The 26624-nt window shown below is 72.0% G+C and carries 26 protein-coding genes and 9 pseudogenes; 23 read left to right on the top strand and 12 right to left on the bottom strand.

Annotated features, from left to right (window positions below; all coding sequences use genetic code 11):
• The first annotated feature begins 1 nt into the window (after position 1).
• The 3 genes and pseudogenes from WKH84_RS03050 (at position 2) to WKH84_RS03040 (ending at position 4057) form a co-directional block, all read left to right on the top strand.
• Positions 2–1034: pseudogene (locus tag WKH84_RS03050) on the top strand (ABC transporter permease).
• A pseudogene (locus WKH84_RS03045) lies at positions 1031–2725 on the top strand (ABC transporter ATP-binding protein). The pseudogenes WKH84_RS03050 and WKH84_RS03045 overlap by 4 nt, the downstream one beginning before the upstream one ends.
• 120 nt (positions 2726–2845) lie before the next feature.
• Positions 2846–4057, top strand: a complete 1212-nt coding sequence (locus tag WKH84_RS03040) for a metallophosphoesterase family protein (RefSeq protein WP_341855587.1) — start codon at positions 2846–2848, stop codon at positions 4055–4057.
• Here the strand turns inward: WKH84_RS03040 and WKH84_RS03035 are convergent.
• The 5 genes and pseudogenes from WKH84_RS03035 to WKH84_RS03015 all read right to left on the bottom strand — a co-directional run.
• Positions 3971–4909: a hypothetical protein gene (locus tag WKH84_RS03035; RefSeq protein WP_341855586.1), complete on the bottom strand. Its 939-nt coding sequence runs from the start codon at positions 4907–4909 to the stop codon at positions 3971–3973. The two genes, WKH84_RS03040 and WKH84_RS03035, sit on opposite strands and share 87 nt — an antisense overlap.
• The gene (locus WKH84_RS03030) at positions 4852–5181 is read right to left on the bottom strand and encodes a hypothetical protein (RefSeq protein ID WP_341855585.1); all 330 of its coding nucleotides are present in this window, start codon (positions 5179–5181) and stop codon (positions 4852–4854) included. The genes WKH84_RS03035 and WKH84_RS03030 overlap by 58 nt, the downstream gene beginning before the upstream one ends.
• Before the next feature lie 57 nt (positions 5182–5238).
• Positions 5239–5427: pseudogene (locus tag WKH84_RS03025) on the bottom strand (HRDC domain-containing protein); the annotation flags it as partial.
• A 164-nt stretch (positions 5428–5591) separates the two neighbouring features.
• Positions 5592–5825: pseudogene (locus tag WKH84_RS03020) on the bottom strand (RQC domain-containing protein); the annotation flags it as partial.
• 115 nt (positions 5826–5940) lie between these two features.
• A pseudogene (locus tag WKH84_RS03015) lies at positions 5941–7131 on the bottom strand (RecQ family ATP-dependent DNA helicase); the annotation flags it as partial.
• Between the two features lie 142 nt (positions 7132–7273).
• Between WKH84_RS03015 and WKH84_RS03010 the strand changes: the two are divergent.
• Both WKH84_RS03010 and WKH84_RS03005 read left to right on the top strand, forming a co-directional pair.
• Positions 7274–7444 carry a hypothetical protein gene (locus WKH84_RS03010; RefSeq protein ID WP_341855584.1) on the top strand — a complete coding sequence of 57 codons (171 nt, stop codon included), beginning with the start codon at positions 7274–7276 and terminating at the stop codon, positions 7442–7444.
• Between the two features lie 20 nt (positions 7445–7464).
• Positions 7465–7983: a hypothetical protein gene (locus WKH84_RS03005; protein ID WP_341855583.1), complete on the top strand. Its 519-nt coding sequence runs from the start codon at positions 7465–7467 to the stop codon at positions 7981–7983.
• Positions 7984–7987: 4 nt separating this feature from the next.
• Here the strand turns inward: WKH84_RS03005 and WKH84_RS03000 are convergent, their stop codons facing one another.
• The gene (locus WKH84_RS03000) at positions 7988–9535 is read right to left on the bottom strand and encodes a DHA2 family efflux MFS transporter permease subunit (RefSeq protein WP_341855582.1); all 1548 of its coding nucleotides are present in this window, start codon (positions 9533–9535) and stop codon (positions 7988–7990) included.
• A 573-nt stretch (positions 9536–10108) separates the two neighbouring features.
• On the opposite strand from WKH84_RS03000, the gene WKH84_RS02995 reads away from it, so the two are divergent.
• A complete protein-coding gene (locus WKH84_RS02995; protein ID WP_341855581.1) occupies positions 10109–10573 on the top strand; it encodes an SDR family oxidoreductase in 465 nt (154 codons plus the stop codon).
• A 55-nt stretch (positions 10574–10628) separates the two neighbouring features.
• On the top strand, positions 10629–11057 hold the full coding sequence (locus WKH84_RS02990; protein WP_341855580.1) for a nuclear transport factor 2 family protein: 429 nt from the start codon (positions 10629–10631) through the stop codon (positions 11055–11057).
• 77 nt (positions 11058–11134) lie between these two features.
• Here the strand turns inward: WKH84_RS02990 and WKH84_RS02985 are convergent, their stop codons facing one another.
• On the bottom strand, positions 11135–11554 hold the full coding sequence (locus tag WKH84_RS02985; protein WP_341855579.1) for a hypothetical protein: 420 nt from the start codon (positions 11552–11554) through the stop codon (positions 11135–11137).
• On the opposite strand from WKH84_RS02985, the gene WKH84_RS02980 reads away from it, so the two are divergent.
• The gene (locus WKH84_RS02980; RefSeq protein ID WP_341855578.1) at positions 11553–11690 is read left to right on the top strand and encodes a hypothetical protein; all 138 of its coding nucleotides are present in this window, start codon (positions 11553–11555) and stop codon (positions 11688–11690) included. The genes WKH84_RS02985 and WKH84_RS02980 overlap by 2 nt on opposite strands.
• A gap of 18 nt (positions 11691–11708) precedes the next feature.
• Positions 11709–12572 (top strand): CorA family divalent cation transporter, encoded by an 864-nt coding sequence (locus tag WKH84_RS02975; protein WP_341855577.1) that lies wholly within the window; start codon positions 11709–11711, stop codon positions 12570–12572.
• Here WKH84_RS02975 and WKH84_RS02970 read toward each other — a convergent pair.
• From WKH84_RS02970 to WKH84_RS02960, 3 genes are all read right to left on the bottom strand, one after another.
• On the bottom strand, positions 12556–12999 hold the full coding sequence (locus WKH84_RS02970; protein ID WP_341855576.1) for an ATP-binding domain-containing protein: 444 nt from the start codon (positions 12997–12999) through the stop codon (positions 12556–12558). The genes WKH84_RS02975 and WKH84_RS02970 overlap by 17 nt on opposite strands.
• A 72-nt stretch (positions 13000–13071) precedes the next feature.
• Entirely contained in the window at positions 13072–13500 is a 429-nt protein-coding gene (locus tag WKH84_RS02965; RefSeq protein WP_341855575.1) for a hypothetical protein, read from the bottom strand.
• Positions 13497–14060 carry an NERD domain-containing protein gene (locus tag WKH84_RS02960; RefSeq protein WP_341855574.1) on the bottom strand — a complete coding sequence of 188 codons (564 nt, stop codon included), beginning with the start codon at positions 14058–14060 and terminating at the stop codon, positions 13497–13499. The genes WKH84_RS02965 and WKH84_RS02960 overlap by 4 nt, the downstream gene beginning before the upstream one ends.
• Before the next feature lie 931 nt (positions 14061–14991).
• Here WKH84_RS02960 and WKH84_RS02955 point away from each other — a divergent pair.
• The 4 genes and pseudogenes from WKH84_RS02955 to WKH84_RS02940 all read left to right on the top strand — a co-directional run.
• Positions 14992–15576 carry a hypothetical protein gene (locus tag WKH84_RS02955; protein WP_341855573.1) on the top strand — a complete coding sequence of 195 codons (585 nt, stop codon included), beginning with the start codon at positions 14992–14994 and terminating at the stop codon, positions 15574–15576.
• Positions 15551–15913: a hypothetical protein gene (locus WKH84_RS02950; RefSeq protein ID WP_341855572.1), complete on the top strand. Its 363-nt coding sequence runs from the start codon at positions 15551–15553 to the stop codon at positions 15911–15913. The genes WKH84_RS02955 and WKH84_RS02950 overlap by 26 nt, the downstream gene beginning before the upstream one ends.
• A 267-nt stretch (positions 15914–16180) precedes the next feature.
• A complete protein-coding gene (locus tag WKH84_RS02945) occupies positions 16181–16987 on the top strand; it encodes an Ltp family lipoprotein (RefSeq protein WP_341855571.1) in 807 nt (268 codons plus the stop codon).
• A gap of 216 nt (positions 16988–17203) precedes the next feature.
• A pseudogene (locus WKH84_RS02940) lies at positions 17204–18106 on the top strand (endonuclease/exonuclease/phosphatase family protein); the annotation flags it as partial.
• A 66-nt stretch (positions 18107–18172) separates the two neighbouring features.
• Here WKH84_RS02940 and WKH84_RS02935 read toward each other — a convergent pair.
• Positions 18173–18514, bottom strand: a pseudogene (locus WKH84_RS02935) (alpha/beta hydrolase); the annotation flags it as partial.
• Positions 18515–19481: 967 nt separating this feature from the next.
• A pseudogene (locus tag WKH84_RS02930) lies at positions 19482–21028 on the bottom strand (DUF1846 domain-containing protein).
• A 99-nt stretch (positions 21029–21127) separates the two neighbouring features.
• On the opposite strand from WKH84_RS02930, the gene WKH84_RS02925 reads away from it, so the two are divergent.
• The 10 genes and pseudogenes from WKH84_RS02925 to WKH84_RS02880 all read left to right on the top strand — a co-directional run bounded on the left by WKH84_RS02925 (position 21128) and on the right by WKH84_RS02880 (position 26624).
• Entirely contained in the window at positions 21128–21406 is a 279-nt protein-coding gene (locus tag WKH84_RS02925; RefSeq protein ID WP_341855570.1) for a hypothetical protein, read from the top strand.
• A gap of 74 nt (positions 21407–21480) precedes the next feature.
• A complete protein-coding gene (locus WKH84_RS02920) occupies positions 21481–21705 on the top strand; it encodes a hypothetical protein (RefSeq protein ID WP_341855569.1) in 225 nt (74 codons plus the stop codon).
• A pseudogene (locus WKH84_RS02915) lies at positions 21702–22124 on the top strand (FAD/NAD(P)-binding protein); the annotation flags it as partial. The gene WKH84_RS02920 and the pseudogene WKH84_RS02915, both read left to right, overlap by 4 nt.
• Positions 22125–22194: 70 nt before the next feature.
• Positions 22195–23049, top strand: a complete 855-nt coding sequence (locus WKH84_RS02910) for a hypothetical protein (protein WP_341857065.1) — start codon at positions 22195–22197, stop codon at positions 23047–23049.
• A gap of 95 nt (positions 23050–23144) precedes the next feature.
• Positions 23145–23639: a hypothetical protein gene (locus WKH84_RS02905; RefSeq protein ID WP_341855568.1), complete on the top strand. Its 495-nt coding sequence runs from the start codon at positions 23145–23147 to the stop codon at positions 23637–23639.
• A gap of 35 nt (positions 23640–23674) precedes the next feature.
• Complete coding sequence (locus tag WKH84_RS02900; RefSeq protein WP_341855567.1) at positions 23675–24349, top strand: ABC transporter substrate-binding protein; 675 nt, start codon at positions 23675–23677, stop codon at positions 24347–24349.
• On the top strand, positions 24346–24777 hold the full coding sequence (locus WKH84_RS02895; RefSeq protein ID WP_341855566.1) for an ABC transporter substrate-binding protein: 432 nt from the start codon (positions 24346–24348) through the stop codon (positions 24775–24777). The genes WKH84_RS02900 and WKH84_RS02895 overlap by 4 nt, the downstream gene beginning before the upstream one ends.
• Positions 24771–25601: an ABC transporter substrate-binding protein gene (locus WKH84_RS02890; RefSeq protein WP_341855565.1), complete on the top strand. Its 831-nt coding sequence runs from the start codon at positions 24771–24773 to the stop codon at positions 25599–25601. The genes WKH84_RS02895 and WKH84_RS02890 overlap by 7 nt, the downstream gene beginning before the upstream one ends.
• 7 nt (positions 25602–25608) lie before the next feature.
• Positions 25609–25869: a hypothetical protein gene (locus WKH84_RS02885; protein WP_341855564.1), complete on the top strand. Its 261-nt coding sequence runs from the start codon at positions 25609–25611 to the stop codon at positions 25867–25869.
• Between the two features lie 227 nt (positions 25870–26096).
• Positions 26097–26624, top strand: a complete 528-nt coding sequence (locus WKH84_RS02880; protein ID WP_341855563.1) for an ABC transporter permease — start codon at positions 26097–26099, stop codon at positions 26622–26624.

Below are 26624 nucleotides of genomic sequence, written 5' to 3'. Positions count from 1 at the left end.
GATGACGCTGTCGAACCCCGAGCCCGTCGACGAGGGCGACGCCGCCGGCACCGACCTCGCCGCCGAGACCGCGGTCGTCGCCGCGACCGCCCGAGCGCCCTGGTACCTGCGCCTGCCCGTGGTCAGCCACCTGCGCCGCGGCGTCGGCCTGCGGCGCGGGATGCTGGTGGCCGGCGTGGTGCTGGTGGGCCTGCTTGCTGCTGACCGCGCCGCTCGCCCCGCCGCTGGCCCCCTACGGCTTCGCCGACACCGCCGCGGACGGAGAGGCCTTCGGCACCCAGCGGCCCCCGTCGGCCGCCCACCCGCTGGGCACCACCGTCACCGGCTTCGACGTGCTCTCCCGCGTGATCTGGGGGACCCGCACCGCGGTCGCCGTGATGGTCTGCGCGGTCGCGGCCTCCCTGTTCCTCGGCGTCGCGCTCGGACTGCTCTCCGGCTACATGGGCGGCTGGCTGGACCGGGTGCTGGTGATGCTGGCCGATGCGATCTACGCCTTCCCCTCCCTCTTGCTCGCGATCGTGATGTCGATCGTGATCTCCGGCGGGCAGTCCGACGCCTGGGGCGGCATCCTCGCCGCCGCGCTGTCGATCACGGTGGTGTTCGTGCCGCAGTACTTTCGCGTGATCCGCGCCGAGGTGGTGCGGCTGAAGGCCGAGCCCTTCGTCGAGGCCGCGAAGGTGGTGGGCACCGGGCACCGCCGCATCATGGGCACCCACCTCGCTGCGCAACGCCACCCGCACCCTCCCGCTGATCTTCACCCTGAACGCCTCCGAGTCGATCCTGACCCTCGCGGCGCTGGGCTTCCTCGGCTTCGGCATCGAGCCGACCAGCGCCTCCGAATGGGGCTACGACCTCAACCGCGCCATGTCCGACGCGACCAGCGGCATCTGGTGGACGGGGCTGTTCCCGGGCCTCGCGATCGTGCTGGCCGTGCTCGGGGTGACGCTTGTGGGCGAATCCGTGAACGACCTCAACGACCCGCGGCGCGCACCCGGCGCCGACGCCGACGCAGCGAGAGGACGGTGGCCGCATGAGCCAGGCCCCAGCACGTCTCGAGATCCGGGACCTCGACATCCGCTTCGCGACCGACGGCGGCGAGGTCCACGCCGTGGACGGGGTCAGCCTCGAGGTCGCTCCCGGAGAGATCCTCGCGGTCGTCGGCGAGTCCGGCTCCGGCAAGTCCGTCACCGCCCGCTCGGTGCTGGGGCTGCTGCCGGAGACGGCGGAGGCCACCGGGACCGTGCTGGTCTCCGGCACCGACGTCGTGCGCCTGACCGCCGCGCAGATGCGCCGCCTGCGCGGCGAGGACGTCTCGATGATCTTCCAGGAGCCCTCCAGCGCCCTGAACCCCGTCTTCCCGATCTGGTGGCAGATCGGGGAGGGCCGCGCGCCCATCGCGGGCGGATCTCCCGCAGGGAGATCCGGGCCGAGGCCGTCCGGGCGCTCGAGTCGGTGGGGATCCCCGACGCGGCCGAGCGCATCGACCGCTACCCGCACGAGTTCTCCGGCGGGCAGAAGCGGCGCATCATGATCGCGATGGCGCTCGCGCTCGGCGCCGAGCTGATCGTCGCCGACGAGCCCACCACCGCCCTCGACGTCACCGTCCAGGCCGAGATCCTCGACCTCGCTGCGCGATGTGCGCGACCATTTCGGCACCTCGATCATCCTGATCACGCACAACATGGGCGTGGTCGCGGACCTCGCCGACTCCGTCGCGGTCATGCATCACGGCCGCATCGTCGAGCGGGCCACGGCGACGGAGCTCTTCGCGGACCCCCGCGAGGAGTACACGCAGAAGCCGCTCGCCGCCGTGCCCCACCTGGGCCGGGACTCCGCCTGGAACGCCCTCGAGCCCGCCGCGCAGCGAGGCGCTCGAGGAGGCGGAGCCGCTCGTCGTCGCCCGCGACCTGATCGTCGAGTATCCGGGCCGGCTGGGCCGCGCCCCCTTCCGCGCCGTCAAGGGGGTGGACCTGACCATCCGCCGCGGCGAGGTGTACGGCCTGGTGGGGGAGTCCGGCTCCGGAAAGACCACCATCGGCCGCGCCTTCGCGGGGCTCGAGCGCACCACCGGCGGGAGCCTCGCCGTGCTCGGGCACGAGATGCGCGGGATGCGGGAGCGGAGCTTCACCCCGCTGCGGCGGCGGATCGGCTTCGTCTTCCAGGACCCGGCCACCTCCTTCAACCCGCACCTGACGATCGAGCAGTGCATCGCCGAGCCGCTCGTCGTCCATGAGCAGCGAGCTCGACGCCGCCGAGCGTGGCCGGCGCGTGCGCGAGCCGCTCGAGGCGGTCGAGCCGCCGGGCGTCTACGCACGGCGCTACCCCCACGAGCTCTCCGGCGGGCGGCGCCAGCGGGTCTCCCTCGCCCGCGCGCTCGTCCTCGGCCCCGAGCCGCTCGTCGCCGACGAGCCGACCAGCGCCCTGGACGTCTCCGTGCAGGCGACGGTGCTGGCGCTGTTCCGCGAGCCGCAGCGGCGGCTCGGCTTCGCGGCGCTGTTCATCAGCCACGACCTCGCCGTGGTCGACTCCCTCGCCCACCGCATCGGGGTGCTCTACCGCGGTGAGCTCGTCGAGGAGGGGCACGGACCGGACGTGCTTGCAGCGGCCCCAGCACCCGTACACACGCCGCCTCATCGCCTCCCTGCCCGTTCCCGACCCGGCCGAGCAGGCGCGGCGGCGCGAGGCGTACGCGCAGGAGTGGGGGAGCGGGCGCGCGGAGGGCTGAGGAGGAGGGCCGGGCAAGTTCACCCGACGTTCAGGCCCGCGTCCCGGAGCCGGGGGAAGGACGTCATGCCGGAGGGGTTCGGTAGGAGAGCCCTCATCCCTCCCCGAGACAAGGCACCCCATGACCCCCTCCTCCCTGTCCCCGTCCCGGCGCGGCCTGCTGCGCACCTCCACCGCCGCGGCGATGGCCGGACTCGCCACCGCCGGCGCGGCCGGCGCCGCGAGCGCCGCGCCCTCGGCGCCCGCAGGGAAGGACGGCATCGTGCGCAACCGGCTCCGCTTCCGCGAGGACGGCACCTTCACCGTCGTCCAGTTCAACGACACCCAGGACGGCCCCCGCACCGACCGCCGCACGATCCAGCCGCAGGAGGCGGTGCTCGACGACGTGCGACCGGACTTCGCCCTCATCAACGGCGACGTCATCAACGGCTCGCCCACCAGCGCCCTCGAGGCGAAGCAGGCGATCAACAACGTGGTGCGGCCGATGGAGGACCGCGGCATCCCGTGGGCGCTGACATTCGGCAACCACGACGAGGACTCCACCCCCGTCACGGGGCTCGACGAGAGCGCGTACATCGACTTCGTGCGCCAGTACCCCCACAACCTCAACACCCCCGGCGCCGCCGTCACCGGCACCGGCAACCGGGTCCTCACGATCCGGCCCCGCCGCGACAGGGGCGAGGCCTTCGCGCTGTGGTCGCTGGACTCCGGCCGCTATGCCCCCGAGCAGATCGCCGGGCAGGATTTCGAGGGCTACCCCGACTGGGACTGGCCGCGCCCCGACCAGGTGCAGTGGTATCTCTCCACCTCCGCCGCGCTCGAGCGGCGCAATCGCGGCCTCGTCCCGGGGCTGGTCTTCCAGCACATCGCCCTGTGGGAGCACCGCTTCGCGTGGTTCGCGAGCGTCGACGCCCGCACCGAGGCCGATCACGCCCGCGCGGTCCAGAAGCACTCGATCGTCGGGGAGCGCAACGAGGACGAGTGCCCCGGCCCGTTCAACTCCGGCATGTTCGCCGCGATGCTGCAGCGCGGAGACGTGAAGGGCCTGTTCGTCGGCCACGACCACATCAACACCTATGTCGCCGACTACTACGGCATCCAGCTCGGCTACGCGCCGGGCACCGGCTTCGGCACCTACGGCCTCGGCGGCGCCGAGGACCACCGCCTGCGCGGCGCCCGCGTGTTCCGCCTCGACGAGAGCGTCGAGGGGCTCTACGCCGGGACCGAGCCGCCGCCACGCCTCGGGCTACGGCATCGATCTCACCGCCGGCACCCAGCCGGGCGAGCCGGCCGAGTTCCCGGGCGGGGTGAGCTGACCTTCAGCTCCAGGTGACGGGCGACTCCGGATCGGCCATGTCCACGTTCGGGATGCCCATGCCGCCGCCCAGCCACATCTCGCACCGGCCCTTCTGGCCGTCCTTGGTGCACTCGATCGTGGTCGTGACCGAGCCGACCGAGGTGCCCTCGACGTAGGTCGGCTCGTCGGAGGAGGGAGTCGCCTCCATGGTGTCGATCGTGCGCGCGTGTCCTCGGAGATGGAGCGCTCCACGGTGTTCTCCACCATGGTCCAGCCGTCATCGCTCGTCGTCGGCACCGGGGTCATCCCGCGACCGGCCTCGAGGGTGGTCTGCTCCAGGCAGGCCTGCACCGCGTCGTCGACCGCGCCGCGGAAGGCCGTCAGCCCCTCCTCGGTGAGCGTCGCCTCCGGCCACTCGAGGGAACTGGCCAGCTCCCCGACGAGCAGCGGATCGGTCGAGGTCAGCGCGAAGTGCTCGGCCCCGAGGGCGACCTCGTAGCCGCCGGGCATCAGGGCGATGGGCTCGCCCGCGGTCACCTCGGCGCCGTTGACCGTCAGTCCCAGGCCGTCGAGGCCGTCCGGGACCTGGGTCATCGTGTGGCCGCCGGTCAGCTCCATCACGCCGTCGTCGTCGTAGTCGTGCACGCGATACGTGTCGGAGACGGTCTCGTCACCCACCGTGAAGGTCACCGGCACCTCGCCCTCGGCGAGGCCGCCGTCGTCGATGACCGGGGTGCCGAGCTCGACCCCGGTGATCGGCGCGGCCTCGAGGGCGGCCGTGTACGCCTCGACGGGCGCCGGCGCGGCGCCCATGTCCTCGTTCACCGGGTTCAGCTCCAGGGCGGTCGCCGCGTCTCCTGCGGCCAGGGCGTCGAAGTAGTCCGCCACCAGCGCTGTGGCCTGCTCCTCCGGGGGAGGTCCGCCGCGCCGGTCTCCCCGCCGCCGCCCCCGGAGTCGCCGCCGCGCACTGCGAAGTAGATGATCAGCGCGATCACGACCAGGATCACCAGCAGGCGACCGCCCCCGGCGAGCACGCCGGCGATGACCAGGTTCTTGCGGGCGGAGGACTGCGAGACCGGCTCCGCCGGCGGCGGGGTGAAGTGCTGAGGGCCCTGCGGCCCTCCCTGGGCAGGGCCCTGGGGCGGCGTCGGTGCGGTCATGGTGGTTTCCCCGGAGTCGTTCGTGGACGTGTGTCCACAGGGTAGTCGGGGAGGTGCTCAGCCGGCGTCGGCGCCCGAGAGCGCCTCGAGCACGTCCTCCCCGTACTCGGCGAGCTTCTTCGCGCCCACCCCGCTGACCGCGCCGAGCCGCTGGACGGACTGCGGCGCCGTCTCCACGATCCCGACCAGGGTCGCGTCGGAGAAGACCATGTAGGGCGGGATCTGCTTCTCCTTCGCGACCGAGGTGCGCCAGGCGCGCGCGCCTCGAAGCGCTCCCGCTGGGCGGGTTCGAGGGTCTCGGCGGCGCGGGAGGCGCCGCCGGCGCGTCGGCCGCCGCCGCGCGCACCGCGCCGCGGGGCGCGGTCGACGGCGAGCCGCACGGTCTCCTGGGAGCGGAGCACGGGGCCGGCCTGCGGGCCGGGGACGAGCACGCCGTAGTCGCCCTCCGCCTCGAGGATCCCCCGTGCGAGCAGGCGCCGGATCGCGGTGCGCCACTCCTTCTCCGAGAGCTCCTCGCCGATGCCCCACACGCTCAGCTCGTGGTGGCGGGAGCCCAGGGAGCGCTCGGACTCGCGGCCCAGCGGCACGTCCACCACCTGGCCGGAGCCGAAGCGCTGGCCGCGCTCCCTGTCCAGGCGGATCACGGCGGAGAGGAGCTTCTGCGCCGCGACCGTCGCGTCCCAGGTCTGCGGAGGGTTCAAGCAGGTGTCGCAGTTCCCGCACGGGGAGGAGTCCTGGCCGAAGTAGCGCAGCGAGCTGCACGCGCCGGCAGTCGACCGTCTCGCACAGGGCGAGCATCGCGTCGAGGTGCGAGCGGGCGTTGCGCTTGAACTGCTCGGAGCCCTCGCCGCCCTCGATGAACTTCCGCTGGCTGACCACGTCGCCGAGGCCGTAGGCCATCCACGCGGTCGAGGGCAGGCCGTCGCGGCCCGCGCGGCCCGTCTCCTGGTAGTAGCCCTCGATGGACTTGGGCAGGTCGAGATGGGCCACGAAGCGCACGTCGGGCTTGTCGATCCCCATGCCGAAGGCGATCGTCGCGACCATGATCAGCCCGTCGGCGCGCAGGAACCGCTCCTGGTGGTCCTGGCGCACCTCCGGCGGCAGGCCCGCGTGATACGGGAGCGCGGGGATGCCGCGGTCGGCGAGCCACTGCGCGGTGGTCTCCACCGACTTGCGGGAGAGGCAGTAGACGATCCCGGAGTCGCCTTCGTGCTCGGCGGTGATCAGGCGCAGCGAGCTGCTCGCGCGGGGAGGCCTTCGGCTCGATGCGGTACTGGATGTTGGGTCGGTCGAAGCTCGAGACGAAGTGTCGGGCCTGCTTTGCATCTGCAGGCGCTCGGTGAGCTCGCGGTGGGTCGCCTCGGTCGCGGTCGCGGTCAGCGCGATGCGGGGCACGCCGGGGAAGGCGTCGGCGAGCATCGACAGGCCCAGGTAATCGGGGCGGAAGTCGTGGCCCCACTGGGAGACGCAGTGCGCCTCGTCGATCGCGAACAGCGCGAGCGCGCGCGCCGCAGCGACTGGACGGTGCGGGGGAGGACCAGGCGCTCCGGCGCCATGTACAGCAGGTCCAACTCTCCGGCGAGCGGCTCGCTGCTCGACGGCCTGCGCCTCGTGCATCTCGAGGGTGGAGTTGAGGTACGCGGCGCGGATGCCGACCGCCTCGAGCGCCGCGACCTGGTCCGCCATCAGCGCGATCAGCGGCGAGACGACGATTCCGGTGCCCTCCCGCAGCAGGGCCGGGATCTGGTAGCACAGCGACTTGCCGCCGCCGGTGGGCATCAGCACCACTGCGTCCCCGCCGCCGGCGACCTGGTCGATGATCGCGGCCTGCTCGCCCCGGAAGGAGTCGTAGCCGAAGACCCGCGAGAGTATCGCGAGCGCCTCCTCCGTCCGTCCGGCATCCCCTTCTCGCAGCGCGGAGACGGTGTCGGCGGGAGGAGGGGTGCTCATGCCCGCCACTCTAGGCCGCGGGGTCGACGGGCCGCGAGCGGGAGGGCCCGGCTGTGGACGGCGGTGGGGAGTGCTCCCCATCGCTCCGGGACGCCTCCGCGGTTAGCCGGCGGTGACACGGACCCTGGAAGGGGAGGACGGGATGATCCCGCTGCGAGCACGATTCATCGCCCGGCGCCACCGGGAGCTCGTCGGGAAGCCGCCGCGGTCCCGGCGGGTCGGCGCCGGTCCGCTGCTGCCCCTCTTCCTGGCGGGCATCGTGGTCCTGATCTGGCTGATGCTGGTGCTCAGTCCGGGGAGAGTCCCGCCCTGACCATCGGGTTCACCTTCTTCATGGCGCTGCTCATGCTCGGCATCTATCTGTTCACCATCGACGCGCGACTGGTCGTGTGCGAGCGCGGGATCCTCCTGGGCAGGCTCGTTCCCGGACTCCCGTTCAGCCCCACCTACGTGATCGGGGGCCGTGAGATCGACCCCCGCACGGTCGCTGTGGTCACCGACGGGGCCAAGACCGCCCGCGAGCTCGGCATGCCGTTCTTCTTCTTCCAGTACAAGACGTTCCCCGGCGCGCTCGGGGTGCACGCCGTCGTGTTCAACGGGCCGTGGGGAGCCGACATCGAGGCGCCCCGACAGCCGCGTCACCGCGGCCCGGTGCGCAAGTCGCTGTTCCTGTTCTCCCACCGGAGCGCGACGAAGATCGCCGAGGAGATCCTCCACGCGATCGGCCGCTTCGGGGCGATCCCGCCGGGGTTCGCCCCGCACGAAGGACTGCGGCCCATCCCCGTCACGGGGCGGCGCGAGGACGCGGTCGCCCAGATCCCGGGCGCCTGGCCGCCGGACGGCCACCGCTGAGCTCTCACTCGTCCTTCGCCCACACCCCGGTGTCGATCGGTCGGCCGATGGCGAGCGCGGCGAGGAGGCCGACCGCGGCGAGGCCGACGGGAAGCCACATGGCGTCGGCCATCGCCGCGGCGTACGGGGCGTGCAGGAACGGGGGCAGGGAGCCTGCTCCGGACTCCGCGCCCGCAGGCGCGCCGCCCTGGCCCCTGGTCGCCTCACCGAGGCGGGCCGCGATCCGGTCGGCCATGAGCGTCGCGATGCCGGCCGAGCCGAGCACCGAGCCGACCTGCCTCATCTCGTTGTAGACGCCGGATCCGGCGCCGGCCTGCGAGGGCGGGAGATTGCGGGTCGCGGTCAGGGACAGCGGCCCCCAGATGCAGGCGTTCCCGATCCCGATCAGCACGAACGGCGACAGAAGGACCAGCACGGAGGCGTCCGGGTCCATCAGCAGGGAGAGCCACAGCGACCCGCCCGCCAGCGAGGCGAAGCCGATCAGCGCCAGCGGTCGCGGGTCGTGGCTCGTCATCCAGCGGCCGACCAGCGGCGCGAGGACCAGCGAGAGCACCGCGGAGGGTGCCGTCATCAGCGCCGCCTGCGTCGGCGACATGCCGAGCACCTGCTGGAAGAACAGCGTGGTGGGGATCGCGAAGCTGAGCACGGTCGCGCCCATCATCGCGATCGCCACGTTCGCGACCGAGAAGTTGCGGTCGCGGAAGAGCGACAGCGGCACCAGCGGTTCGCGCCGCATCACCGCCTGCCAGAGGACGAACACCGCCAGCACCAGCACCCCGGCGAGGATCATCCCGGGCACCGTCACGGGCACGCCCGTGTCCACGGGGCCGATCACCAGGGAGTCCGTGATCGTGCCCCAGTCGTAGCTGTCGCCCTCCTGGATCCCGAACACCAGCAGGAACAGGCCCGTCGCCGAGAGCGCCACGCCGAGCCAGTCGAAGGAGTGCGAGCGGCGCGGGAAGCGCGGCACGTTGCGGAGCACCAGCGCGATCGCGAGCACCCCGACGGGCACGTTGACGAAGAAGATCCACTCCCAGCCCGGCCCGTCCACCAGCGACCCGCCGAGGACGGGGCCGACGAGGCTCGCGACCCCTGCCGTCGCGCCCCACACGGCCATCGCCTGACCTCGCCGCCGCGGCGAGAACATGCGGGTGATCATCGACATGGTCTGCGGGGTCATCGTCCCCGCACCGAGGCCCTGCACCACGCGCGCCACGATCAGCATCTCCACGCTCCCCGCGAGCCCGCACCACAGGCTCGACGCGGTGAACACGAGGAGCCCGACGAGATAGACCGACTTCAGCCCCAGCCGGTCCCCGAGCCGCCCCGTGATCAGCGGCGGCACCGCGTAGGCGAGCAGATAGGCGCTGGTCACCCACAGCAGGCCGGTCAGCTCCGCCCCCAGGTCCTCCTGCATCCGCGGGACCGCGACCGTGACGATCGTGGTGTCGACCAGGATCATGAAGAAGCCCAGCACGATCGACCACAGCGCGGGCCAGGGACGGTCCAGGCGGGGGTCGCGGGCGGGGCTGGGACGCGTGGCGTCGGGCATGCATGTCCTCCAGGAGGGGAGCGGCGCATCGGCGGGGGCGCAGGGGACGAGGCAGAGGAAGAGTACGCCTGGTGCGCTCCTGGCCTGTGCGTCGTCGTGTGAACCGTGCCGGATCGCTCCCGGGCCGATGCTGTAGAACAGGGGAGCGGCACGGAGCCCGCCGCACCGATCCACCGCGCGAGAGGACAGCCGTGACCAGCACCGAGAGCACCACCACCCCGAGCCTCCCCGCCGGGCGCGTCCAGGACCGGATCGCCCTGGTGACCGGCGCCGCGGGCGGCATCGGCTCCGCGACCGCGCAGCGACTGATCGAGGAAGGGGCCCGCGTGATCGCTGCCGACCTCGAACGCCAGCAGGAGACCCTCGAGGCGCTCCGCGCCTCCCTGCCGGACCCCTCCGCCCTCCTGCCGGTCGTCGCCGACGTCACCGACCGGTCCTCGCTGGACGCCGCCGTGGCACGCGGGGTCGAGGAGTTCGGGCGGATCGACATCGTCTTCGCCAACGCCGGGGTCGCTGCTCCAGGAGCCGCCGGTCGAGGACCTCCCGGACTCCACCTGGCGCACCGTCCTGGACGTGAACCTGACGGGCGTGATGAACACCGCCCGCGCCGTCTTCCCGGTGCTGAAGCAGAACCCGAACGGTTCGGCCGTGGTGCTCGCCTCCTCCACCGCCGGGATCCGCGGCGGCGCGAACTCCTCGGCCTACACCGCGGCCAAGACGGCGCTCGTCGGCCTCGCCGAGACCTGGGCCCACGAGCTCGGCCCCTTCGGCGGCCGGGTCAACACCACCCACCCCACCGCCGTGGGCACCGAGCTGGTGCTGAACCGGGACTTCATGCGGAAGTTCCGTCCCGACCTCGAGGACCCGCGGCCCGCGGACGTCGTCGAGGGCTTCTCGAAGGGCAAGCCGCTGGACGTGCCGTGGATCGACCCGATCGACGTCGCCAACGCGGTGCTCTTCCTCGTCTCCGACGAGGCCCGCTTCATCACCGGCGTTCACCTGCCGATCGACGCCGGCTCGACCATCAAGTGGGGCTGAGCGTCGGCCCCATCCCGGCTCCCGCCCCTGACCCGCTGCACCGAGAGGATCCCTCATGACCGCCACCACCGTGCAGGACCTGCTGGACCGCGCCGGCATCGACGACGCGATCAACGCCTACTCCCACGCGCTGGACCAGCGCGACTGGTCGATCCTGCCCGAGGCCTTCACGCCCGATGCCGAGATCGTGCTGATCGACCGCGAGAAGGTGCTCGACCCCCGCTCCCTCGTCGAGTCGCTCTCCCGCAACGACGTGACCCGCCTGGGCGGGCGAAGACCTCGTGGGCAAGACCCGTCACCGGATCGACGGCGACAGCGCGCACGCCGTCACCGAGGCGCTGTGGACGACCCTGCAGACCACCGAGGAGGAGGGCACCTTCCTGCTCATCCGCGGCACCGGGATCTACGTCGACGACCTGGTACGCGGCGAGGACGGCTGGCGGATCGCCCGTCGAGAGCTGGCGCTGAAGTCCATCACCCGTGACCGCGTGCAGGTGGCGGAGGCGGACCTCGCCGACATCCGCTACACGCTCGAGAAGGACAGCTGGTACTGAGCGCCCCTCAGCGCGCGAGGTCCGCGGTGGTCGTCTCCGCGTGCAGGTCCTTGGCCCGGGTCTCCGGGACCGTGGCCAGCACCACCACGATGGAGACGACCGCCGCGGCGGTGACGTAGAGGGCGAAGTACTGTGGCCCCCAGGTCCCGCCGATCCACGCCTGCAGGGCCGGGACGGTGCCGCCTGAGCAGCGAGGCGCGGCGCCGCCGGGTGTCGGAGATCCGCGCCGAAGAAGGACGTGGCGAAGAAGGAGGCGAGGGTCGAGTAGATCGTCCAGTCGAACATCTCCACGCCGGTGCCGACGAGGGTCTTGGCGAAGGAGCCGCGCCCGACGGGCCGGGCGGGGCCAGGGGAAACGAACACTCCGGGCGGCTCGCGCGCCTGCGATGGTCCGCGTCCCCTCCGACGGCGGCCAGCGGATCACCATGATCCCGCTCTTCCGGACGCTCCCGCGGCCGGCGATCGCCGGGCTGACGATGCGTGGCATCCTCGGGTGCACCACGATCGCGCTGATCGCCTCCGGACTCGTCGTCGGGGCGACGCCGCTGATCGTCTCGCTCTGAGCCCGAGGAGGACCCCGCATGCAGGTCGTCGATTCCGTCGAAGGTCTCGAGGCGCTCGGCGACGCGCCCGGGTGCGCGTTCGCCCGTGACCTCCAGGACCCGGTCGTCGAGGCGGCCGTCCGGAGCTGGGACATCCAGGGTCCGCGCACCGACGAGCTCGCCCGTCGGCCCTTCGCGCACCTGACGGGAGGGCGGATCGAGCTCGTCTTGCTCCTGCCGGACTACGGTGCACAGCACCTGGCCGTGCGGATCCACGCCGCCGCCGCAGGGGTGCTCGTCATGGGGGCGCCGGAGGCGCTGGAGGCGGTGCGCGCGGAGGCGACGGCCGCCGACGGCGTCCGCGAGGCCGTCGTCGGGATGCTTGCTGGCCGTCGCGCGCCGCGGCGAGGAGGTGCTGGACGGGTTCGAGGACGAGAGCGAGCAGTTCGAGGACCGCGCCGACGGCTACGCCGCCGCGGCGCGCCGGCGCCTGCTGGGCAGGAGGCGGTCGGATCTCTTCCGCATCCAGGCGGCCCAGGCCGCGATGCACCGGCTGTGCCTCCCCGAGGAGCGACTCTCCCAGGAGCTCCCGAAGGAGCCGCGCCACCGGCGCGTCGGGCCGCGGTCGAGTTCAAGGCGAACAGCTCCGCCGCCGCACGCCTTCACACGGTGCTCGGCGATCTGCTGGCAGAACAGGGCGCCGTCGTCAACGAGCGGCTCACCCTGGTCGCGACGATCTTCATGCCGCTCACGCTCGCGACCGGTTTCTTCGGCATGAACTTCGCCTGGATGCAGGAGCGGACAGGGAGCGCGGCCGCCTTCGTCTTGCTGGGGATCGTCTTGCCGACGCTCGCGACCGTGATCACGCTGGTGGTGGTGCGCCGGCTCACCGGCTCCCGCTGATCCGCTCCCACACTACGGGCCCGCCCGCGTCCCAGATCTCCCCGCCGTCCCCGACCACCACCAGCAGCGAGCGGGCCCGGGACAGGCCCACGTAGAGCGCCTGGCGTGCCCGCTCCGCGGCGCCGAAGCCGTTGACCGCGAGCACCACGACGGGCCGCTCGAGCCCCTTGAAGCCCAGCACATGCCCGTAGAACACATCGGTCGCGGAGAAGAACCCGTCCCAGTAGCCGTCGTACCCCTCGTGCTCGATCTGCGTCCTCTGCTCGGGGTGGCGGTCGCCGGTGGTCAGCAGGGCGATCTGCCCCGGCTCCCAGCCCTCGTCCATCAGCTTCTCGACCGTGTCGTCGGCGGTCGCGACCGCGTCCTCGGCGGAGGAGGCGAGATAGCGCACGGGCGCGCCGGCCGGCGACCGCGGGGTCTGCTCCACCGGGGTGAGCGGCGCGAAGGCGTGCGCGATCGTGCGGGTGCTTGCGCAGGTTGTCGTCCAGCGGGAAGGGGTTCAGCGTGATCGGGGCGCGACCCTCGCGGTCGAAGACGCTCTGGTGCTCGTCGGCGAACACGAACAGGACACCCTCCGCGGGGTCGCGCAGGCAGGGCTGCGCAGCGCCTCCCACCAGGCGTCGGCGAAGTCCTGTGCCTCGTCGACGACGATCGCGTCGAAGAGCTCTTCCTCGTCGGTCTCGCCCGCGAGGTGCGCGAGACGGGCCGGGAGGTGCTCCTCGTAGTACTCGACCGGGGAGCCGCCGAACTCCTGCTCGGTCTCAGCGCCCCAGCCCACCGGCAGGTCGTGGAAGAGCCCCACATAGGCGGGACGCTCCTGCTCCGGCCAGGTCGCGGAGAGGAGCTGGAAGTGCCTGGCGAGGCCGCGGGAGTAGCACAGCAGCGCAGTGCGGAAGCCGTCCCGGGCGAGCGTGCGGGCCTTGATCATCGCCAGGTGCGTCTTGCCGGAGCCGGCCCCGCCGATGATCTGCGCGCGGTGCTGGAAGCGCAAAGAGGGCGATCGCGCGCTCCTGCTCGCGGGTGAGCTGGTTGCCCTCGTCGGCGATCTCCTTCGCGAGCGGCTGGTGGTTCTCGATCGCGCGGTGGGTGCGGCGCGGCATCTTCACGCCGTGCTCGCACTGCGCGGAGTCCAGCGGGGCATAGGCGTCCCGGGTCTGCGAGTTCAGGGCGTGCACGATCCGGTCCGCGAGGCGGGACAGGTCGGTCGCATCCAGCGTGAGGGTGCGCGGCGCCTCGGGCGGGTCCCAGTCCGCGGGCAGGCTGCGTGTAGGGCGGCACCGCCAGGTGCACGGCACGACCGACCGGACGGGAGGAGACGCCGTTGAGGTATTCCAGCAGGTGGTGCTTCGCGCGCTGGGCCTGATCGATCGGGGAACGGACGAGCTCCCGCGAGCCGGAGCGGTCCGCCTGCCGCCAGGTCCCGTCCTCCAGGGAGATCCGCCCGCCCTTCACCTCGATCACCGCGATCCCGACGCCCGGCCAGAGCACCAGCAGATCCGCCTCGACCTCCTCGCCGCGGGCGGTGACGCGCGCGCCCGGCGATCAGCACCGCCTCGGCGGGCGGCTGCTCGGTCAGGTGCTCCCATACCTCCTGCTCGGCCGCGCTGGCGAAGTCCGGTCGCTCGGGAAGGGTGCGCGGCATGGTGCTCCTCGGTGCGGCGTGGGCGTCCTTGCTGGTGGGACCAGGCTATCGACGTCGACCGACCTCGGTCCATGCAGGGGCCGACTCGCAGGGCGGTGCCCTAGTCTCGGGGCATGGCGGCTCGCGAGAAGACGATCCGGCGCACCCCGCGACGACCCGCGCCCCGCGACAGGAAGCTCGAGCAAGACATCGCCGTGTTCGGGGAGAGCGGCGACGGTAAGACGGTGCCGCTGTCCTCCTTCTACGGCGCGGCCCAGGACGCCACCGGACGCGGGCCCGGGACCGGTAGGCGACTCTACGACCTCGTCGCCGACGACACCACCCAGGGCGACCGGTCGCTGAAGAACTACTTCCGGATGGAGAACTCCGCCGAGGTCCCCGCCGGGAACCGCTTCCGCGCCGAGCCCTATCGCTTCACCCTCTCGCTGCGCGCGACCCCCAGCGCCGCCGAGCGCAAGGCGATGCCCGTCGACGCCGTGCGGCTGGTGTGGCACGACTACCCCGGGGAGTGGTTCGAGCGCTCCGTCAGCGGACCGGAGGAGGAGCGACGGCGCGTCGAGGCCTTCCGCGCCCTGCTCGTCTCCGACGTCGCGCCGCTGATGGTCGACGGGCAGAAGCTGAAGGACGCGGGCGGTGAGGAGGAGCGCTACCTCAAGGCGCTCTTCCACACCCTGCGCACGGGCCTGGTGCGGGCGCGGGACGAGATCCTCGTCGGCGGGAAGGAACTGGTGCGCTTCCCCCGCATCTGGGTGCTCGCCCTGTCCAAGGCGGACCTGCTTGCCGGAGATGGACGTGGACCGCTTCAAGGCGCTCGTGCTCGAGAAGGCCGCCGACGAGCTCGGCCAGGCGCGCGAGGCGATCGAGTCGATGGTGGTCGGCGACGAGGCGCTCGCCGTGGGGGAGGACGCGCTGCTGCTGCTGTCCTCGGCACGGTTCACGCCGGGACGCATCGCCGTGCGCGAGAGGATCGGGGTGGACGTGATCCTTCCGCTCGCCGCGATCGCGCCGTTCGAGCGGCATGTCACCTGGGCCAGGCGGCAGGAGATCCCCGCGAAGGTGGCCCGGGAGCTCGCCGAGAACGCCGGCACCATCGGCACCGGGGCGATGGCGCTGGCGATGTTCGGCGCCCGCCACCGCCTGCCCGGACGGCTCGGTCTGATCTCCACGGCGCTCGCGACCGTGGTGCCGCTGCTCAGCAAGGACATGGTCCAGGACGCCGCCTCGCTCGCGGGGGAGAAGCTCCGGGGCGTCCACGACCGGGCGCTCGAGAAGAAGCAGAGCCTCGCCGCGATCCTCACGGGCTTCAAGATCGATCTCGAGCGCGCCGAGCGCGAGGGTGTCTTGCGTCGGAGCAGGCGATGATCCTGCTCTGGGCGACCCGCGGCCGGACCTGGGGCTTCCGCTTCCTGCCGGTCGACGGCACCGGCGCCGACGCGGATCCGCGCCGCTGTACGAACGGGCCTTCTCCGGACACGAGGACGAGGACGAGGGTCGCTGGAGGACCGACGGGTCGCTCGCCGTGCGGTCGCGGGATCCCGAGGGCCGCGCCGATGAGGCTGGACGAGTGATCCCGCACGAGCTCGTGCTCGACGGCGCGGGCGCGGACGGCATCATCTCGACGGCCGACGTCGTCCGGCAGGTCTGGCCGCTGCTCGCCGAGCGCTACGGTTCTCTGTGGGACGGCCCGGCCCCGGACTGACCGGGTCGCCGAAGTGACCGAAGCGCCGTGACCTCTCTGTGACCTGGGGGATCGTGGTTACCCTGTGATCTGCCTTCCATTGCAGGTGTACAGGACTTCGTCTGTCCCACCGGTGGTGCAAGGTTCACAGTGCAGGCCCCGCGCGGTCGATCGACGCACTCGGTCACGGAGCATCCGCACACCGCAGCAGGCCTCTCTTCCCAGCAGTACCCCTCGGCGCCCCCGCGTCCGGGGGCCTCCGAATCCTGTCCAGAGAGGACACCCGCTGTGAACAGCACCCTCCCCCCGTCCCCGGAGCCCGGCGCTCCCGATCCCTCCTCCGCGCCCCATTTCGGGATGCCCGCCGGCGCCCCCGCCCCGGCCCCGCAGAAGAAGAAGCGCGGCAAGTGGTTCATCGCCGGCGGCCGCGGTCGCCTCGCGATCATCGCGCTCGCGATCGCCGGTCGCAGCGCGATCGTCGCGACGAGCTCCGGCGACGGCGAGGACTCCTCGACCACCACCGAGGCCGCTCCTGCCGCGGTCGAGGAGGAGTCGCCCGCCGAGGAGGCCGCGCCCGAGGAGGCGGCGACCGACGAGGAGGTGCCCGCCGACGAGGAGGCTCCTGCGGAGGGGGACGTCCCCGCGGAGTACACCTCGGCGCTGAACAGCGCGGAGTCCTACTCCGAGACGCCGCACATGTCCCAGCAGGGCATCTTCGACCAGCTCACCTCCGAGTACGGCGACCAGTTCTCCGAGGAGGCGGCGCAGTATGCGGTCGACAACCTCGAGGCCGACTGGAACGACAACGCCCTGAAGTCGGCGGAGAGCTACTCCGAGACGCCGCACATGTCCAAGCAGGGCATCTACGACCAGCTCACCTCCGAGTACGGCGAGCAGTTCACCGAGGAGCAGGCCCAGTACGCGATCGACACCATCGTCGCGGACTGGAACCAGAACGCCCTGGAGTCCGCCAAGTCCTACCGCGACACGATGGACATGTCGCCCGAGGCGATCCGCGACCAGCTCTCCTCCGAGTACGGGGACCAGTTCACCCAGGAGGAGGCCGACTACGCCGTCGAGAACCTCGACGGCTGAGGCCGCGGGCACCCGCCCGCACACCCATGACGGGGCGTCCGCCGCACGGCGGGCGCCCCGTCGCGCATCCGCCGCACGGCGCCGGTGCCAGGACGACCATGGCCGTCGGGCATCGACTCGGTGAAGCTCTGCCCTGAAGCGGGCGAACCCCCTGGTCACCTCTGAGTTCGGCGTTACGGTCGGTCGCGGTCCCGACCCCGAGCCCAGGAGAGCCCCATGGCCGTCGCCCCCGCCCGTCGCACCGTCCTCACCGGCCTCGGCGCCGCCGGGGGCGCCGCCCTCGCCGCGGCCGCCGCCCCGGCGGGCGCCGCACCCGCGCAGAACCCCTCCCGAGCGCTGATCGGCCGCGCAAAGCGCGACGAGCTCCACGTGATGAGCTTCAACATCCGCTACGACCGCTCCTCGGGCGGCGGCACCGTCGAGGGCGACCCCGACCACTGGCCGACCCGTCGGCCGCCGCTGATCGAGCCGCTCGAGCGGGAGAAGCCCACCCTGCTCGGCATCCAGGAGGCGCTGTACGGGCGGCTGACCGCGATCGAGTCCGCCCTGCCGCGCCACCGCAGCATCGGCTACGGCCGCGAGGGCGGCGCGCCGGCGAGTACTCCGCGATCTTCTACGACAGCACCCGCCTCGAGGTCTGCGCAGTGGGACCAGTTCTGGCTCTCCGACACCCCCGAGGTGATCGGCTCGGCCACCTGGGGCAACACCGTCACCCGCATCGTGGTCTGGGCGCGGATGCGCGATCTCGCCTCCGGCGCCGAGTTCGCGATGATCAACACCCACTTCGACCATCGGAGCGAGCCGGCTCGGATCCGCGGCGCCGACGCGATGATCGATCTCTTCCAGGGCGGCGAGCTCGACGGGCTCTCCACCATCGTCACCGGCGACTTCAACTCCCATGCCCACGACTCCGGCGCCTACACGACGCTGGTCACCGACGGGCCGACGGTCGACACCTGGGACTCCGCAGCGCGGCGCGTCACCCCGGCGTGGGGGACCTTCCCCGGCTACGAGGACCCGGTCGAGGACGGCGACCGCATCGACTGGGTGCTCACCACCGACGACCTGGTCACCACCAAGGCGGCGATCAACGTGTGGCGCGACGCGTCCGGTGCCTACCCCTCCGACCACGCCCCGGTCCAGGCTCTGATCGAGCGCCCTGACCGGAGAGCGCGTGCGCCGAGGTCAGGGCATCGAGCCGAGGAGCTCCGCGACGGCGTCCTCGACCGCGGCGTCCATCTCGGCGTCGTCGATGGTCGCCGTGCCGTCGCCGCTCTGCGGCCCGTAGTCCCCGAAGCTCGCATGGCTCGCCCCGGCGATCTCGACCATCTCGGCTCTGCCCGGCAGGGCGTCGCGGTGCTCGGCGATCTTCTCCGGCGTGGACAGTCCGTCCTCGCTGCCGGAGAGGCTCAGCACCGGCACCTCCGACGTGGAGAGGTTCAGCGGCGGATCGACGATCACGACCGTCACGCCGAGCTCGGTGACCAGCCCGGAGAGTCTCGCCGAATAGGCGGGCTGGGCACGCGCGGACGCCAGCAGACCCTCCCCGGAGCCGGCGGTGAACGGTCAGGTCCCGGCGAAGGTGACCGTCGCGGCGACGACCTCCTCGGGAGCGCCCTTGTCGACGGACCGCTGCACCGTCCAGGTCTCTCCCTCGACGGCGAAGGTGTTGGTGATGTCCTCGTCGGTCAGCGGCTCGGAGCCGTCGTCGCAGGAGTACCAGCTGAACATGTCCTCGAAGTGCTGGTCGTGATCGTGGGAGATCGGCTGGCAGGTCACGCCTCCGGGCGGCGTCACCTGGAGAGGCAGGGCGTCCTCGTTCGCGGGCATCGTCCCGGCATCCTCCGCGGCCTTGTCCGAGGCGAAGCTGATCGCGTTGCGGCCCGGGGCGTTCGTGATGCAGTAGACGAGGTTCTCGGCCTCGACCTGGCAGGCCAGGGCGCTCGCGGCCGTCGGGCCGCGCGCTGAAGAAGCCCTCCTGGTCGGAGTAGTTGGCGGGGGAGAGGTCCATCTCGCCGCAGATGTCGTCGGTCTCCTCGATCGTCCAGGAGTCGTCGATCCAGAGGTGCTCGACGGAGGTGGTGCCGGAGCCGGTCGCCTCCGTCTCCCCGGCGTCGTCGGAGTCCCCGGACTCCTCGCCCTCCGAGTGCTCGGGCCCGTCGGACCCCTGGTCCTCGGGGCTCTCGGAACCCTCGGGGGCCTCGGAATCCTCCGGCTCCTCGGCCTGGCTCTGCTCCTCGACGGTCGGGGCTTGCTCGCTGGCGGCCGGCTCCTCGGAGCTCCCGCAGGCGGCGAGGCCCGCGACCAGCAGCGGTGCCGCCGCGGCGGCGGCGAGTGTGCGACGGACGGCGTGCATGGTGATCCCCCTCGAATCGATGTGCACGGCCCCGCCCCGTGCCCACCCTCGTGATGGACGACTGTCCGAGTGGGGCCGATCACCATTGGACCGATTCGCCCGATGCGGCGCAAGGGGCGAGAGGGGGCGGCAAGGCGCTCAGCGCTTGTGGTAGAGCGCCTTGCGCAGGAAGCGCGGCTCGGAGGTCACCGAGATGCCGAGGTTGCGGAAGATGTCCTCGTCCACCGTCCCGAGGATCGTCGTCGTGTGCACGTCGCGGCCGGCCAGGCCGCGCGCTGGTCGATGGCCTGCCGGGCGTTCTCGTCGCTCGAGGCGGAGACCGACAGGGCGATCAGCACCTCATCGGTGTGCAGGCGGGGATTGCGCGAGCCGAGGTGCTCGGTCTTCAGGGTCTGGATCGGCTCGATCGAGGAGGGGAGAGCAGCTGCACCGCATCGTCCAGCCCCGCCAGATGCTTCAGGGCGCTCAGCGGCATCGCCGCCGAGCGACCGAGCAGGGCAGAGGTCTTGCCGGAAACGATCGTGCCGTCGGCCAGCTCGATCGCTGCACCCGGCTCGCCGGTGCGCGCCTCGACCGCGAGCGCCGGCTCGACGACCGAGCGGTCGCTCGGCGAGCGACCCGCCTTCGACATCACCATCCCGATCCGCTGCGAGACGACGTCGTCCTCGTCCTGGATCCGCTCGTGCATCAGCGCCTTGTAGTAGCGGCGGATGATCTCCTGGCGCGCCGCCTCCCGGCAGACCTCGTCGCCCGTGATGCAGGACCCGGCGAGGTTCACGCCCATGTCGGTGGGGGAGGCGTAGGGGGAGGAGCCCGTGAGCTTCTCGAGCAGGGTGCGCAGCAGCGGGAAGACCTCGACGTCCCGGTTGTAGCTCGTGACCTGGGTGCCGTAGGCGGCGAGATGGAAGGGGTCGATGAGGTTCAGGTCGTCGAGATCCGCCGTCGCCGACTCGTAGGCGAGGTTCACGGGGTGCTCGAGCGGCAGGTCCCAGATCGGGAAGGTCTCGAACTTCGCGTAGCCCGAGGGGATGCCGCGCTGGTGGTCGTGGTAGATCTGCGAGAGGCAGGTGGCGAGCTTGCCCGAGCCCGGTCCGGGCGCGGTGACCACGATGAGGTCGCGGCTGGTGATCGTGTACTCGTTCGCGCCGAAGCCCTGCTCCGAGACGATCCGCGCCGTGTCCTGCGGATAGCCGGGGATCACCCCGTGGCGTGCGACGGTGAGGCCCAGGCGGCGCAGGCGCTCGATGAAGGCATGGGCGATGTGGTTCTTCTCCTCGAGCTGGGTGAGGACCACGTTCTCGACCAGGAAGCCCCGCTCGCGGAAGACGTCGATCAGCCGCGCACGTCGTCCTCGTAGGTGATGCCCAGATCCGCGCGGACCTTCTGGCGCTCGAGGTCCTTCGCGTTCAGGCACACGAGGATCTCGAGCTCGTCCCGCGACCGCTCGAGCATCGCGATCTTGTTGTCCGGCGTGAAGCCGGGCGGACCCGTGAGGCGTGGTGGTCGTCGAAGAGCTTCCCACCCATCTCGAGGTAGAGCTTCCCGCCGATCTCCTCGCGGCGCCGCTGGATGTGGCGGGACTGCGGCTCGATGTACTTCTCGCGATCGAACCCGATCCGTGCGCCGGGATCCTCCGGGGAGGAGGCGGTGGGCGAGGCAGGGGAGCGGGGTTCCGAAGCGGTCACCCCGGCACGCTAGCACCGCGGGGCCCGACGCGGACCGTCACCGGGGGTCTTCCGAAGACGGCAGGTGGGCGAGAGCACGAGAGCGTCTCGTCGCAGGTCATGGACGGGATCCGCCGCGTGACGAGCAGCGGGGTGCGCGAGGGCCTGATCCTGATGGAGCCGGACCGCATCGACGAGCGCCTCGCGCCCGTGATCGAGTCCGGGCTCCCTTCGTCGCGATCGCCAAGCCCGAGGAGTTTCCGCAGGGCTCCGCGGTCGACCTCGACTTCGAGAAGCTCGGCCGGATGGTCGTCGAGCGGGCGCTCGAGGAGGAGTGCAACCGGCTCGCTGCTCTTCGGGGCGCCCGCGCTCGTGGAGCCGCAGTGGCTCGCGGGCTGAGCGACCCGGCGGGGTGAGCCGATGCACAACCCGACGGCGAGAACTGACCCTTTGGGCACCCTTAAGCTCTCCATATGCCTCCGGAGACCGCGCCCCGCACCGCCCACGACCTCCTCGACGCGATCCTGGCCCCGACGGGCGAGGTGGCGGCGGACGTGCTCCGGCCCGCAGTGCGCGAGCACACCCGCGAGCGCCCCCGGGTCGACGCGGCCGGGTTCACCCGCACCGGCGCGTGCCTCGCCGAGCTCGACGAGCACGGCAGGATCCGCGCCGACGCCGTCGCCGCCGTGCCCCGATGAGCCCGGAGCACTTCGACGCGGTGATCGTCGGGGGCGGACCCCGCGGCGTCGCCACCGTCTCGCGCCTGGTCGCGCGCGTCCGCGCCGAAGGGGCCGCGCCGCCGCGCGTCGCGCTCCTCGACGCCCTCGCGATCGGACCCGGCGCGACCTGGCGCCTCGACCAGCCGGCGGCGTACCTCAACAACACCCAGGCCGACGCCACGACCGTCCATCCCGACGACTCGACCCGCATGAGCGGCCCGCCCGCCCCCGGGCCCGACCTCGTGGACTGGGCGCGGCGGGTCCGGGCCGAGGGCACGCACCCGGCGGGGGAGTGGGTGGTGGAGGAGGCGTCGGCGCTGACCGGCGCGACCTTCCCCACCCGGCGCCTGCAGGGCGTCTACTACCGCGACCAGCTCGAGGCCGCCGCGGGGACGGGCGCCGTCGAGCTCACCGAGGTCCTCGGCCGCGCCGTCGCCCTCGAGGGCACGGGCGCGCGGCCGCACCGTCGTGCTCGAGGACGGTCGCCGGCTGAGCGCGCCCGCCGTCGTCCTCGCCCAAGGGATGGTGCAGGGGCGGCGGAGCCGCGAGGTGGAGGAGCTGGCGGGCTTCGCCGCACGTCACGGCCTGCGCTACGTCGAGCCCGGCATGCCGGCGGAGCGGGACTTCACGGGCCTCCCCGCGGGGCAGGACGTGCTGGTGCGCGGGCTCGGCGCGAACCTCTTCGACGTCCTCGGGCGGCTGGCCGAGGAGTGGGGCGGCGCGTTCGAGGCCGTCGAGGGCGATCCGCACGGCCGTCTGCGCTATCTGCCCAGCGGCCGAGAGCCGCGCCTGCTGGTCGGCTCGCGGCGCGGCGTCCCTTACCGCTCCAAGCCCGAGGGCGGGCGCTCCGTGCGCCCCTTCGTGCCGCGCTGGGCGAGCCCGGAGTGGTTCGCAGCCCTCGCCGCCCGCGGCGGCATCGACTTCGCCGACGAGGTGTGGCCGGTGCTCGGCCGCGAGTTCGCCCGCGTCTACCTCGAGGCGCTGGGCGAGCCGCGCCCGCAGGCCGTCGGCGGCGACTGGCTCGCCGGGCTCGAGGCCGCCTCGACCGTCGAGGAGATCGACGCGGTGCTCGAGGCCTCGATCGGTGAGGAGGAGTGGGCCTGGGCCCTCGAGGAGCCGCATCGGCCCACCCGCGGCGAGGAGGTCGGCCCGGACGGCTGGGCCCGCCTGGTGCGCCGCCTGGTCCGCGACGAGCTCGGCTCCATGTCCGATCCCTGGCGCCACCCCCGTGCCGCGGTCAACGGGGCGATGGGGGCGCGCGCGGCGTCAGGTCGGTCTCCTCACCGCCCGCGGCGCCTTCACGGGCGTCTCGCTGGCCCGTGACGTGCTGGGATGGTTCGACGGCGACTCGCTCGCCCTCGCCTCGGGCCCGCCGGCGGGGCGGGCGCGCCTGGTGCTGGCGGCCGCTGGAGGCAGGGGTGGTCGAGCTCCTCGGACCCGGTACCGCGGTCGAGGCCGACGAGGACGCGGGGCTCTTCCGCGCCTCCTCCGCCGTGACCGGTCGGGAGGTCTCCTCCGAGGTGCCGCTCGAGACACGGATGTCCAAGGGGAAGGTCCCGGACACGGACGATCCGCTGCTGCGTGCCCTGCTCGGCTCCGGCCGCGCCCGGATCCACACCGTGGACGGGGTGGAGACCCACTCGATGGAGGCGACCGGCGCGGAGGTCGCCGAGGAGGCTGAGGGCGGGCACAACCTGGTCTCCGCCGACGGTGAGGTCGATCCCGCGGTCGTGGTGCTCGGCATCCCCGCGCAGTCCACCCAGCCGGGCTCCGCGATCGGGGCGGCCCCGGGGTGCCCTCGCCGCTGCTCGCGGGGGCGGACGTCGCGGCGCGACAGATCATGGCCCGGGCACAGATGTCGGCGCGCCTCTGAGGACCGGTTTCGGGAGAAGGTCGCGCGCGTACGACCGTAGCAAACAGTGACCGAGGTCACGATCGTTATAGGACCGTGACGCCTACCAGTGGAGGTTTTCGGGTCGGGCGCGGTTCAATTCCTGCACGGATCGACGGCGATCCGGCGCTCCAACGGCGGAGCGATTCCCGAGAGGCAGGTCTTCCATGTCCGAGTCTGCAGATTTCCCTCGTCCCGGCGCCTCGCGCCGCCGATTCCTCGCCGGCACCGGCGTGCTCGGCGGCGCGGCGGCCCTGGCCGCCTGCGGCGGCGCGACCGGCGGCGGAGGAGGGGGAGGGGGCGAGGAGCTCGTCGGCGTCGGCAACGGAGGGCAGGCCGGCTCCGGCCGCGCCGGCGACGGCGCCGACCAGCTGTTCATCGCCGGCTTCCAGTGGAGCCCGCCCACCAACTTCAACACCTTCGCCGGCGCTCCGGCCTGGCCGGCGTCCTCGAACGTCGCCCAGTACATCTACGAGACGCCGCTGCGCTTCCACATCGTCACCGGCGAGCTCGCTGCCGGGACTGGCCGCCTCGCACGAGATCACCGGCAGCGAGTCGATCACGCTGACCCTCCAGGAGGGCATCACCTGGCACGACGGCAGCGAGTTCACGGCCGAGGACGTGCTGTACACCTTCGAGCTCGGCAAGATCGACCCCTCTCTGGGCGTCGCCGCCTTCTGGACCGAGGTCGACGAGATGACGGCCGACGGCGGACGATCTCGATCGCGGTGAACAAGGAGCGCAAGAACGTCGGCGCCGTGCTGAACTCCCTGGCCACCCAGTTCATCGTCCCCAAGGCGGTGTTCGAGAAGGCCGCGCAGGAGACCGGGAACAAGATCGCCGGCTGGGAGACCACCGAGGCCATGGGCACCGGGCCGTTCACCCTCGAGCTCGCGGACCAGACCCAGATCATCCTCGCCCGCCACGAGGAGTACTGGGGCAAGGACTTCTACGGCGGTCTGCCCGCGATGACGAAGATCATCCACCCGATCTTCAAGTCCAACGAGGACGGCAACCTGAAGTTCCAGAACGGCGAGCTCGACGTGATGCGAGCAGTTCGTCCCCCAGATCTGGAAGATGTGGGAGAGCGGGAAGCCGGTGGGCACCTACCTGCGCGAGAAGCCGTACTTCTCCCCGGGCTCGATGCCGATGCTTGCTGATCAACACCACGAAGCCGGGCCTCGACGATCCCACCGTGCGCCGGGCCCTCGTGCATGCGGTGGACTACGCCTCGATCGCGGAGACCGCCATGAGCGGCTACTCCTCCCAGGTGCTCGCCTCGCTGATCATCCCCGACGGCGCCGAGGACCAGTGGCTGGACCGGGACAAGGCCGCCGCCGACGGTTGGACCTTCGACGCCGCGAAGGCCGAGTCCCTGCTCCAGGAGGCGGGCTACGCCAAGGGCGCCGACGGCTTCTACACCAAGGACGGCCAGAAGCTCGGCCCCTGGAAGCTCATCACCCCGCAGGGCTGGACCGACTGGAACGCCGCCCTCGAGGTCGTCGCCAAGAACCTCCAGGCCATCGGTGTGGACGCCAGCACGAACTTCCCCCAGCAGGCGCAGACCCAGACCGCCATCCAGAACGGCGACTTCGACATGGCCTGCTGGTACGTCGCCGGCACCGGACCCTCCACCCCGTGGCGGCGCTTCAGCGACGTGATGAGCAACGTCGAGATGGCGCCGCTGGGGCAGACGGCCTACCGCAACTTCGGGCGCTGGGAGAACGGCGAGGTGAACGACCTGCTCGAGGCGGCGGCCGCCGCCTCCGACGACGCGACCAAGCTCGAGGCGCTCACGGCGCTGGACGACATCTACCGCGCCGAGGTGCCCGCCTTCCCCCTGATGTACCGCCCCGACGAGTTCTTCGAGTTCAACGCGAGCAACTGGTCGAACTGGCCCGCCGAGGACAACGACTACGCCCCGCCGATGTTCCGCGGCGCCGGCAACGAATGGATCTTCCAGCTGAAGAAGATCGGCGGCTGAGCCTCCCGTGACCCTCGGCCGATACATCGCCCGCAAGTCGGGCTGGTACCTGGTCGCGCTGGTGGCGACAGTGAGCCTCAACTTCCTCGTCGCCCCGGCTCGTCCCGGGCAATCCCGTCGACGTCATCGTCTCGAACCTCGCCCGCGGAGGCTCCGTCACCGGCGAGCAAGCGAAGGCGATCTACGAAGGCTTCGTCGCCGAGTTCGGTCTGGACGCGCCGCTGTGGCGGCAGTTCCTGACCTACCTCGGCAAGGTGTTCACCGGTGACCTCGGCACGTCCTTCGCCAACTACCCGGCCTCGGTCAACGACCTGATCGGCCAGGCCCTGCCCTGGTCGATCGCGGTGCAGCTGCCCCCGCGGTGCTGATCGGATGGATCGCTGGAAACCTGGTCGGCGCGATCGCGGCGTTCCGCGGCGGGAACTGGGACCGCGCGCGTCTTCACCAGCGCCCTGTTCCTCTCCGCGATGCCGTACTACTGCCTGTCCATCCTCTTTGCTGTACGGCTTCGCGGTGGTGGCGGGGATCTTCCCCGTCGGCGGCGCCTATTCGCTGGGGCTCACCCCGGAGTTCTCCGTCGCGTTCCTCTGGGACGCGGTGAGCTACTACTGGTCGCCCTTCCTCTCGCTGGTGGTCGTGTTCATCGGCGGGCAGGCGGTGGGCATGCGCTCCATGGCGATCTACGAGCTGGGCGGCGACTACGTCAACTACGCCCGCGCCATGGGCATCCGCGACAACAGGATCACCCAGTACATCTTCCGCAACGCGATGCTCCCTCAGATCACCGGGCTCGCGCTCGCGATCGGCACCCTCGTGGGGGGCGCGTTGATCACCGAGCTGGTCTTCAGCTATCCGGGGGTCGGGACCCTGCTGTTCAACGCGATCACGCAGAACGACTACCCGGTCATCCAGGCGGTCACGCTGATCATCACCGTCGCGGTGCTCGTGGCGAACTTCCTGGTGGAGATCGCCTACGGCATCATCGACCCGCGCATCCGCGCGGCGAGCGCAGGGGAGAAGTGA

Origin of the sequence: Brachybacterium sp. GPGPB12 (genome assembly GCF_038396325.1) — a bacterium.
In the GTDB taxonomy this organism is placed as follows: Bacteria; Actinomycetota; Actinomycetes; order Actinomycetales; family Dermabacteraceae; genus Brachybacterium; species Brachybacterium conglomeratum.
The sequence above is the reverse complement of the archived record's forward strand: the minus strand, read 5'-3'. Positions and strand labels throughout refer to the sequence as shown.